The organism is Methanobrevibacter arboriphilus JCM 13429 = DSM 1125, assembly GCF_002072215.1.
Taxonomy (GTDB): Archaea; Methanobacteriota; Methanobacteria; order Methanobacteriales; family Methanobacteriaceae; genus Methanobinarius; species Methanobinarius arboriphilicus.
The window spans coordinates 62,248-72,170 of the sequence record NZ_JXMW01000007.1; the positions used below are offsets into that span (position 1 = coordinate 62,248).

Annotated in this window: 8 protein-coding genes; 6 read left to right on the top strand and 2 right to left on the bottom strand. The window is 25.6% G+C overall.

Features of this window, described 5'->3' with window-relative positions:
• The first annotated feature begins 6 nt into the window (after positions 1 to 6).
• The 4 genes from MBBAR_RS05490 (at position 7) to argH (ending at position 6,185) form a co-directional block, all read left to right on the top strand.
• On the top strand, positions 7 to 162 hold the full coding sequence (locus MBBAR_RS05490) for a 30S ribosomal protein S27ae (protein ID WP_080460299.1): 156 nt from the start codon (positions 7 to 9) through the stop codon (positions 160 to 162).
• A gap of 545 nt (positions 163 to 707) precedes the next feature.
• Positions 708 to 1,691 (top strand): right-handed parallel beta-helix repeat-containing protein, encoded by a 984-nt coding sequence (locus tag MBBAR_RS05495; protein ID WP_080460300.1) that lies wholly within the window; start codon positions 708 to 710, stop codon positions 1,689 to 1,691.
• Positions 1,648 to 4,371: a beta strand repeat-containing protein gene (locus tag MBBAR_RS10235; RefSeq protein ID WP_158082536.1), complete on the top strand. Its 2,724-nt coding sequence runs from the start codon at positions 1,648 to 1,650 to the stop codon at positions 4,369 to 4,371. The genes MBBAR_RS05495 and MBBAR_RS10235 overlap by 44 nt, the downstream gene beginning before the upstream one ends.
• A 386-nt stretch (positions 4,372 to 4,757) precedes the next feature.
• Entirely contained in the window at positions 4,758 to 6,185 is a 1,428-nt protein-coding gene (gene argH / locus MBBAR_RS05505; RefSeq protein ID WP_080460302.1) for an argininosuccinate lyase, read from the top strand.
• A gap of 30 nt (positions 6,186 to 6,215) precedes the next feature.
• Here the strand turns inward: argH and MBBAR_RS05510 are convergent, their stop codons facing one another.
• Positions 6,216 to 6,545 (bottom strand): hypothetical protein, encoded by a 330-nt coding sequence (locus tag MBBAR_RS05510; protein WP_080460303.1) that lies wholly within the window; start codon positions 6,543 to 6,545, stop codon positions 6,216 to 6,218.
• Positions 6,546 to 6,865: 320 nt separating this feature from the next.
• Here MBBAR_RS05510 and MBBAR_RS10410 point away from each other — a divergent pair, with 320 nt between their 5' ends.
• Positions 6,866 to 7,003, top strand: a complete 138-nt coding sequence (locus MBBAR_RS10410; RefSeq protein ID WP_169835751.1) for a hypothetical protein — start codon at positions 6,866 to 6,868, stop codon at positions 7,001 to 7,003.
• A 153-nt stretch (positions 7,004 to 7,156) separates the two neighbouring features.
• Here MBBAR_RS10410 and MBBAR_RS05515 read toward each other — a convergent pair whose 3' ends face one another.
• The gene (locus tag MBBAR_RS05515; RefSeq protein WP_080460304.1) at positions 7,157 to 8,251 is read right to left on the bottom strand and encodes a 7-cyano-7-deazaguanine synthase; all 1,095 of its coding nucleotides are present in this window, start codon (positions 8,249 to 8,251) and stop codon (positions 7,157 to 7,159) included.
• Between the two features lie 400 nt (positions 8,252 to 8,651).
• Here MBBAR_RS05515 and MBBAR_RS05520 point away from each other — a divergent pair, with 400 nt between their 5' ends.
• The gene (locus MBBAR_RS05520) at positions 8,652 to 9,257 is read left to right on the top strand and encodes an acyltransferase (RefSeq protein ID WP_042703726.1); all 606 of its coding nucleotides are present in this window, start codon (positions 8,652 to 8,654) and stop codon (positions 9,255 to 9,257) included.
• Positions 9,258 to 9,923: the final 666 nt, after the last annotated feature.

Consider the following 9,923-nt stretch of genomic DNA (forward strand, 5'->3'; position numbering starts at 1 on the left):
TAAATTATGAAAAAATCTACACTTTACGAAGTTGATGGTGATAAATTAAAAAGGAAAAATCCTTTTTGTCCTCGTTGTTCTGGTGGTGTATTTATGGCTGATCATGGTGATAGATATGCTTGTGGAAAATGTGGATACACTGAGATTAAAAGTAAAGAATAATCCTTATTTTTAATTTTTATACTTTTTTTAAGTTATTGTTTTTAATCATTTTTTTTAATTTTTTAATTTTTATATTTTTTCTATTTTTTTATATTTATTTTATAATTAGTCATGTTTGTGTTTTATACTTTTTTTCATTTATAGTTATATCATCAAAAGTTTGTTACAGGTGATTTAATTTTTGGATAATATTTAATATTCATAATTTTTCTTTAAATTTAAATTAGAGTATTTTTAGAAGTTTTTATAAAATTATGAAGATTAATCATTTGTTATATTTTTTTTAGTAATTTATTATAATTTCTTATTTTTATATTTCTTATTTTTATTTTATTTCTTTTAATTATTTTTAATATTCCTTTAATTTTAATTTAAAGGCGTGAGAGGGGGGGGGGGGATAGCTATTGTTTTTTTATTTGTTTTTGGGTAGGAAGTTTTTTATAGTAGTTTTTTTATATTATATTATTGTAGCGTAGTGAGTGTTCTCATTGTGCTAGTATTTTTTATATATACTGATTGATTGGATCAGGAGGTGAAAAACGAAAATGTTTACAATAAATAGACTTTTTAAGCCAATTATTTTTGTTATATGTGTTTTATTTATCTTTTTAGCTTTATCTAGTGTTAGTGCAGCTAATCATAATTTTACTACAGCTAATAATACTGAACAGTTTCAAAGTGTTATTAATAATGATAATGATAATGATTTGGTGATTAGTTTTGATGATGGTGATTATGTTGATTGGGGTCAGCTTAATATTAGTCGTAATGCTACTATTGTTGGTAAAAATCGTGGTGGTGCTAAATTCACAACATCTAGTGTTGATACTTTGTTTAATATTAATGCTACTAATGTAAAGATTATTAATTTAACTATTAGTGGTTATGCTACAGCTATAAAATCTAATTGTAGTGATTTGACTGTTAGTGATAATAATATTACTACTTCTGGTGTTAGTATTAATTTAAGTAGTAGTGGTAGTGCTAATCCTATAACAGGTGTTGTTATTAAGGATAATATTATTAAATCCAGTATATCTGCTGATTATCGTGGTGCTGTTTCTTTATTCGGTAAATCTGCTGATAAGACTGTTTTTGATGTTTTATTTAGTGGTAATAATATAACTGGTGTTTATTCTGGTGTATACTTAGGTAATGGTAGTTATAATAGTCCTGTTTCGTCTGCTAATTTGGTTTTTGAAAACAACAACATCGCAGGAACATCCGTCCTTGGTGTTTATCTGTGTGCATACAGCAGCAACAACATCAATATATCCTTTGCCAATAACAACATCACAGGAATATCCGGCCCTGGTGTTTATCTGGGTGTATACAGCAGCAACAACACCAATATAACCTTCGTCAATAACAACATCACAGGAACATCCAGCCTTGGTGTTTCTCTGTCTGCATACAGCAACAACAACACCAATATAACCTTCGCCAACAACAACATCACAGGAACATCACGTGGTGTTTATCTGGATGCATACAGCAGCAACAATACCAATTATATCCTTTGCCAATAACAACATCACAGGAATATCCGGCCCTGGTGTTGCTCTGGATGCATACAGCAGTAACAACGCCAATATATCCTTCGTCAATAACAACATCACAGGAACATACTCTGGTGTTTATCTGTATGCATACAGCAGCAACAACACTAATATAACCTTCGCTAACAACGATATTACTGGTGTTAGTTATGGTGTTTATGTTTATTTGTATAATGGTAATATTAAGGGTGTTAATTTCTTGAATAATACTATTAATGCTACTAATGGTGATGGTTTTTATTTCTATACTAGTGGTGGTGTTACTAATGTGACTGATTTTATTATTCGTGGTAATACTATTTTTGCTACTAATGCTGGTTTGAATTTTACTGGCTTAAGTGTTGGTTCATTGGTTAATGTTACTGTTGAGTATAATCGTATTATTGCTTCTGTTGGTGTTAATATTACTGGGCATAATGATAATAGTAGTTTTGATCGTAATTGGTGGGGTGTTAATGATATTACTGGTAAAATTTTGGGTATTGATACTCTTAATCATTTTATTTTGAATATTACTAATACTTCTAGTTTGGATGGTGTTCATTTTGGTGATAATGTTAGTTTTATGTTGTTAGTTTTGAATACTACGCTTAGTAATGATGGTGTTGAATTTTTACCTGATTTTGTTGTTAATGGAACTTTTAATGGTGATGATTTTAATAGTAGTCGTGTTGATGGTTTTGTTTATAATGCAACAGCTACAGCTGGTGTTCAAACTTTAGCTGCTACTTTAGATAATGTAGATGATAATGTAGCTTTTGATTCCCTCCAATTAACTACTAATTCTAGTATAATTGTTAGTAATGATTCAGTGAGTATTGGCAATAATGTTACTATTTCTGGTCAGTTGGATAATTTTACTGGTATAGCTGGTGTTAATGTTACTGTTGATGGTAATCTTTATACAGATGTTTCTGTTAATGGTACTGGTGGTTGGAATTTTAATTACACAACTAAAAAGACAGGTAATATAACAGTTATTGTTAGTTTTAGTGGTAATGAGAATTATACTGCTTTTAGTAATAGTACTAGTTTTGAAGTTGAAAGGAATAGTACTAATTCTAGTATTATTGTAGCTAGTGTTCAAATTGGTACTAATGCTAATATTACTGGTGAGCTTGAGGGTTATGTTGGTAATGGCTCTGACACTTTGACTGTTAGTGTTGATGGTAATGTTTATGATGATGTTATTATTAATTCTACTGGTGGTTGGAGTCTTAATTATACAACTAATCGTACTGGAACTATAAATGTTAGTGTTATTTATGCTGGTAATGAGAATTATACTGGTTTTACTAATGCAAGTAGTTTTACTGTGAATTTGAATGATACTAATTCTAGTATTGTTGTTAATCCTGAAACTGTAAATATTGGTGATAATGTTAATATTTCTGGTCAGTTTGTTGGTTATGTTGGTAATGGCTCTGACATTTTAAGTGTTAGTGTTGATGGTAATGTTTATAATAATGTTATTATTAATTCTACTGGTGGTTGGAGTCTTAATTACACAACTAATCGTACAGGAAACATAACTATTATTGTTAGCTATGTTGGTAATGAGAATTATACTAGTTTTACTAATGCGACTAACTTTTCAGTGGCTAAGAATGGTGTTAATTCTTCTATTAATATTCCTAGTAATATTAAGGTTGAAGATTCTATAATAATTGATGGTGTTTTAGCTGATGAAAATGGTAATCCAATAGCTAATACTACTATTACTGTTATTATTGATGGTGAAAACTTTAATGTAACAACTGCTGATAATGGTAGTTGGAATATTAATTACACTCCAACTCATGCAGGTGAATTTACTATTAATGTTACTTGGGAAGGTAATGAGAATTACACTAGTTTTAACAATAATACTAACTTTACTGTTAATAAGTTAGCTACATATTCTAGTATTGATCTTTCAGGTGATTTTAGAGTAGGGAAAACTACTGTTATAAGTGGTGTTCTTCTCGATGAGGAAGGTAATAAAATAGCTGATAGTGAATTAGAAATCACTATTGATGGTAAAAAACATTTAGTGAAAACTAATTCCAATGGTTACTGGTATTTAACTTATAAACCCAAAAGCACTGGAAAAACTACAGTTGTACTTAATTTCAATGGTGATATTAAATATTTAGGTTTTACTAACAGCACTAGTTTTGATGTTAAAAAAGGTGAAAGCTTTGTTAATGTTACTGTTAATGAGAATAAGGATGGTTCTGTTGATTTGATTGTTAAAGTAGTTGATGAAGATGGTGATATCATACCAGATTATAAAGTTGATGTTGAATTGGATGGTAAATACATTGGATCTGTGATAACAGATTCTGATGGAGTTGGAATATTCCATATACCCAATTCTAAACTTAAAACTGGTAAACATAAGATTACAGCTTTATCAGATAATGAAAATTACTTTAGTAATTTAGCATTTGCTGAATTTGAAACCAAAAACAACAATAACACCAACAACACTAATAATACTAACAATACTAACAATACTAATAATACTAATAATACTAATGGTAATGGCAATAAAACAAGCGATAATCCAGTAGCAATAGCTACTATGAAAAAAACAGGAATACCAATAATAGCTATTATACTAGTATTGATAAGTATATTTGGAATCAGCTTAAGAAGAAAACAATAATTAAACATTTTTTTTAGGAGGATTTATTTATTTTTCCCTCCATACTTTTTTATTATTTTTTAGGATTTTTACTAGTTTTTCATTGTTATTTTATTTTTCGTTTGAGATTTATTTATTTTTTAAATTAACTGTTTTAAAGATTTCTAATATTAAATTTAATAATTTTAATAAAAATAAAATTTATTAAATAAAATAATTTAATAACTAGTAAATTAATATAATTTATAATATAAATTAATAAATTAATAAATTAGTAAATTAGTAAATCAGTAAATTAATATAATTGAATAATATAAACAATTAAATATCATATTTATGTATATAACTTCAATATTCTTGATTTTTGATATTAATATCTTATTAATAATTACTATAGAGGAATTTAATTGAATTTACGAAGTGGAAGATTAGATAAAAAAATGACAGAAGATGCAGCTGAATATACATCTTCTCTTGAAGCAGATAAACACATTTTTTATAGTGATGTTAAATGTAATTTTGCTCATGTATTAATGCTAAAAAATGAAAAAATCATAGATGAGGAAATAGCTGATAAAATACTTGAAGCATTAACTAAATTAAAAGATGAAGGCTTTGAGGCACTAAATTTTGATCATTCTGTTGAAGATATTCATATGGCTATAGAAAATTATGTTACTAATATGGTTGGTAGTGATGTAGCAGGTTTTATGCATACAGCTAAATCAAGAAATGATCAAGTAGCTACTGATATAAGATTAACACTTCGTGAAAAAATTATTGAAATTCAAATACCTATTTTAGAATTTATTGAAGGATTAGTTGAATTAGCTGAAAAACATAAAGAAACAGTTACTATAGGTTATACTCACCTTCAACATGCTCAACCAATTACTATGGCTCATAATTTTATGGCTTATGCTCAAAGTTTAAAAAGAGATTATGAAAGGTTAAGTGATACTTATAAAAGAGTTAATCAAAATCCTCTTGGTTCAGCAGCTATGACTACAACTAGTTTTCCAATTAATAGAGAGCTTACTACAAAACTTCTTGGGTTTGATAGCTATTTAGAAAACTCTATGGATGGTGTTTCAGCAAGAGATTATATAGCTGAAACTGTATTTGATTTAGCTACTCTCACAACAACCTTATCTAAAATGTGTGAAGAAATGGTTCTATGGAGTACTTATGAATTTGGAATCATTGAAATAGCTGATGAATTCTCTTCTACTTCTTCTATAATGCCTCAAAAGAAAAATCCTGATGTTGCTGAAGTTGCAAGAGCTAAATCTACTGTAATAAATGGGGAACTTATTACAATTATGACTATTTTAAAAGCTATTCCCTATACTTATAATCGTGATTTACAAGAAATTACTCCTCATCTTTGGAATTCAGTTAAAATAGCTCATGATACTTTGAATATAGTGTCAAAAATGGTTTTATCAATAAACATTAATAAAAAAAGGTGTTTGGAGTTAGCTGGAGCAAATTTTGCAACAGCTACTGATTTAGCTGATGTTATGGTTAAAGAAAAGAAAATTCCATTTAGAACAGCTCATAAAATTGTTGGCCGTTTAGTGAACCTCTCTATTGAGATGGGTTTAGAAATAGGGGATATTAATTCTAGCTTTATTGATGGAATAGCTAATGATCTAGGCTTTAATAAGTTAAAATTATCTTATGATTCAATTCAAAAATCTCTTGATCCTCTTGAAAATGTTAAAATGAGACAAGTTCCAGGTGGACCTTCTCCAGAAATGGTTCAGTTAGCTTGTAATAATATGAAAGAATTTTTAAAAGAAGAGTTTGACAAAAAATGCATTGAAAAATAGTTTTTCAAGATCAATATCAATAATGAGTTTTTATATATCTAATTCATCTAATCTTCTTTCTATTTCTTCATCGGTTAGATCTTCTTCATCTTCTATTTCTTCTTCATCTTCTGTTTCTTCATATTTTGTTTCTTTATTTTCTATTTCTTCTTTATTTTTTTTATCTTTTTTATCTTTTTTAGACTTTGATTTTTCAATTTTTAATTTTAGCTCATAATCTTCCCTTATTTCTTTAGCTATTTTTTCATCACCATCAATTATTGGTCCAGTATAACCACAATCTTTACATTCCCATACAGACCAATTTTGAGGAATTATCCAATCGACATTTTTTGATCCACATCTTGGACATATTTTCATTTTATCAACCTTTCAATTTTAATTATATATAATATTTTAACTTTATATATTTTCAATTTAACTATTTTTTATTATTATAGATTAAATAATTATAATGTATTGTTTTTAGTAGTGCTATTTTTTATGGGATATTTTTTAGTAGAGTATTATTTTTTATAGGATATCATTTTTTTATAAATGTTATATAAAGAATAAATATAAAGAATAACTATAAAAAATAACTATAAATAATAAATTATAAATAATGATTATAAAGAATACTTATAAAGAATACTTATTTTTTGGATAATATTATATACAATTAAATACAAAGTATTACTATGAAATCTAATAACACCAATTTAGCTATAGGAATTATTGCTATTATAGCAGGTATTTTAGTGATTGTTTTCCCTAATATTGTTGCTTATGTAATAGGATTAGTTTTAATTGCATATGGAGTATTAAACTTTTTATAATTTGATTTTAAGTTTAATATAGTCTAAAAAGACTTTAATGTTTTTAGTGTTTCCAATTTTTTATATAATTAGCGATAGCTATATTATATATTTTTTTTGTTTTTTATTATATTTTTAAAATTAAGGTTATTTTAACTAATTTGTTTATTATTTTTATTTTTCTGTTCTGTAAAAACTCCAAATTAAATCAAGAGCTTCACCAGGCTCTAATGCACCAGATCTTGTTTCTCTAAGTATTCTTTGAATTGAAAACTTTTTAAAATATGGGTACTTTTTATGAGATTCATATAAAAGAGGACATCCGAATCCTTTTATCTGTTCTAAATTATATTTTAATATGTTTTTCTTTATTTCTTCCTTTCCTACAGATAGAGTAGCTGGTAAATTCAACCTAAACATATCTATGTTATTTTCATCAGAATTATTAATAGTTTTATTAATTTTATATTTTGTAATACATTGTGATCCTGTTGATAACATATCTCCAAAAATTACAAGATTTATATTATTATCTCTCCCATAATTGAATAAAGCAGAGGCAGTTTCTTTTGAACATCTCCCACATGGATGTAAATTTCCACTCAATGAATCTTGAATTATTTCTGTATAATCCATGGGAATATATTCATGTTTTACTGAAATTTCTTTACATAATTTTTTTATATTATCTTTAAATTGTTTAGGGAGTATTATTGTTCTAGGATCAATAGTAACGGCTATTGGATTAAATCCTAATTTTTTAGCTATTACCAGGGAAAAGCTACTATCAACTCCTCCTGAAAGGGCCACTATTGCCTTGTTTTCATTTTTAGTAAGTTCATAATCATGATTATTAAAATATTCATTGAAATCGAAGTTATAAACATTTTCTATCTTTATTTCTAAAATGGATTTTAAATTTTCAATAGGTGTTAAAAGTGATTGATTAGATTTTTCATTCTCCTGTTCTTTTATAAAGGAGTTTAATTTTTCTAAAGATAATTTCATCCTATATTCTTTTATTAAATAGTCTGAATAGCTTTCAACATGAATTTTATTAATTTTCATTTTTTCTCTAAGTTTTCCTACAACCCATCCTCCTTTTCCAATAATCGATGATTTATCTGGTCTATCTGGAGTTATAATCCATAATTCATCATATTTTTTGTTATATATTAATTTTTTTATATTAATTTTAACATTATCATGACCAATTTCTCTTCTTATTAGGTTTATCTGTTCTATAATTGTTTTTTTATCTAATTTCAATTTTTCACCGATTTAATGATATTTTAAGTAAAATGATTTAAGTAAAATTTAAAAGTTCATAATATTATTTGTTTAAAAATTTGTTTAAAATCAATGTAATTTATTATAGAAATTTAATATTAGTATAAGAAATTTAATATTAATATATAATTTTATATACTTAAATAGATATAATAATTTATAATAATTATTTAAATTAGATATTTGATATATATGTAAATATTTCTTTTATGTAAATATTTAATTGCAATAGGAGTTTCCTTGCAATAGAGTTTTCATACTTTAATTTATTATATAATTTTTATCATCTGATGATATAATTAAGAAAAGTATAATTATGATAAATAATATAGTATTTATGTTATGAAAATGATTAATATTAAAATGGGAGTTTAATGAAATGGCTAGCTTATTGGGAATTTTTAATAATGATAATGATGAATTTTATCAGAAACTAGCTAAAGAAAATATTAAACTTGGTGTTAATTATAAAAGATTCAGCAAAAATCCTGTTTTTGGAAAAAACATTCTTCTTCGTTCTAATACTATTATCTATAATGATGTGGTTATGGGAGATGATTTTAAAACTGGTCATAATGTAGTAATCAGGGAAAATACTGATATTGGTGATGATGTTTTAATTGGGACTAATAGTGTTATTGAAGGGAATTGTAAGATTGGATCTAATGTTAGAATACAATCTAATGTTTATATACCTACTAATAGTGTTATTGAAGATAATGTATTCATTGGTCCTTGTGCTTGTTTTACAAACGATCGTTATCCTGTTAGAGTAGAATATGATTTAAAAGGTCCTCAAATTAGGAAAGGAGCTTCTGTTGGAGCTAACACTACATTTCTTTCTAATATTGAGGTTGGTGAAGGAGCTATTGTTGCTGCTGGGGCTGTTGTTACAAGAACTGTGCCTCCGTTCTATTTAGCTATTGGTGCACCAGCTAAGATTAAACCATTACCTGAACATTTAAGAGTTCCTAATATTCTTTAATAATATGCAAAAGTATATATAATATGAATAATATAATGTTGTTATATAATCTTAAAGATATATGATATTAAATTTAATATTTTAAATTTTTTTAAATATAAAATTTTTTAAATCTAATATTATAAATAAACTTTATTTTTTATTAATGAGATAAAAATTCTTATAAGTAATAAAAACTTCGTTTTTAATCTTATAAAATCATAGATTTTATAAATATGAAGTTTTACTTTTTTAAAAGTTTGTAAAGTAAGAATTTTTATCTGATTAATAGAATAGAGAATACTCGCTATTTAGATATTATTTTAATCTTTATAAAATTGTTCTTTTATAAAATTATGTTTATATAAAATGAATTTTTTTATAAATGTTTAAAATTTGTTGTTAATAGTTAGAGGATAAATTCTCTAGTCTTATTAATCAGAATAGATAATTGATAGCTTAATGAAAATAAAAATTTAGATATGATATCTCTGGTTACTAACATATTCACCCCCCCTTTTCAATGTTAGATTTAATCTTTATATTGAATATAATCATTCCTTTTTAAAAGATTAAAACAAAACTGAATTTTTTTTTATTAAGTATATCATTATCTATTTCTTTTAAATTTATTTTGAGTATTTAGTTCAGATTTATTTTAATATTTAAATTTATTTTGAATATTAA

Coding starts and splice junctions, on each gene's coding strand:
- MBBAR_RS05490 (WP_080460299.1), top strand. CDS start 7: ATGAAAAAATCTACACTTTACGAAGTTGATGGTGATAAATTAAAAAGG.
- MBBAR_RS05495 (WP_080460300.1), top strand. CDS start 708: ATGTTTACAATAAATAGACTTTTTAAGCCAATTATTTTTGTTATATGT.
- MBBAR_RS10235 (WP_158082536.1), top strand. CDS start 1,648: ATGCATACAGCAGCAACAATACCAATTATATCCTTTGCCAATAACAAC.
- MBBAR_RS05510 (WP_080460303.1), bottom strand. CDS start 6,545: ATGAAAATATGTCCAAGATGTGGATCAAAAAATGTCGATTGGATAATT.
- MBBAR_RS10410 (WP_169835751.1), top strand. CDS start 6,866: ATGAAATCTAATAACACCAATTTAGCTATAGGAATTATTGCTATTATA.
- MBBAR_RS05520 (WP_042703726.1), top strand. CDS start 8,652: ATGGCTAGCTTATTGGGAATTTTTAATAATGATAATGATGAATTTTAT.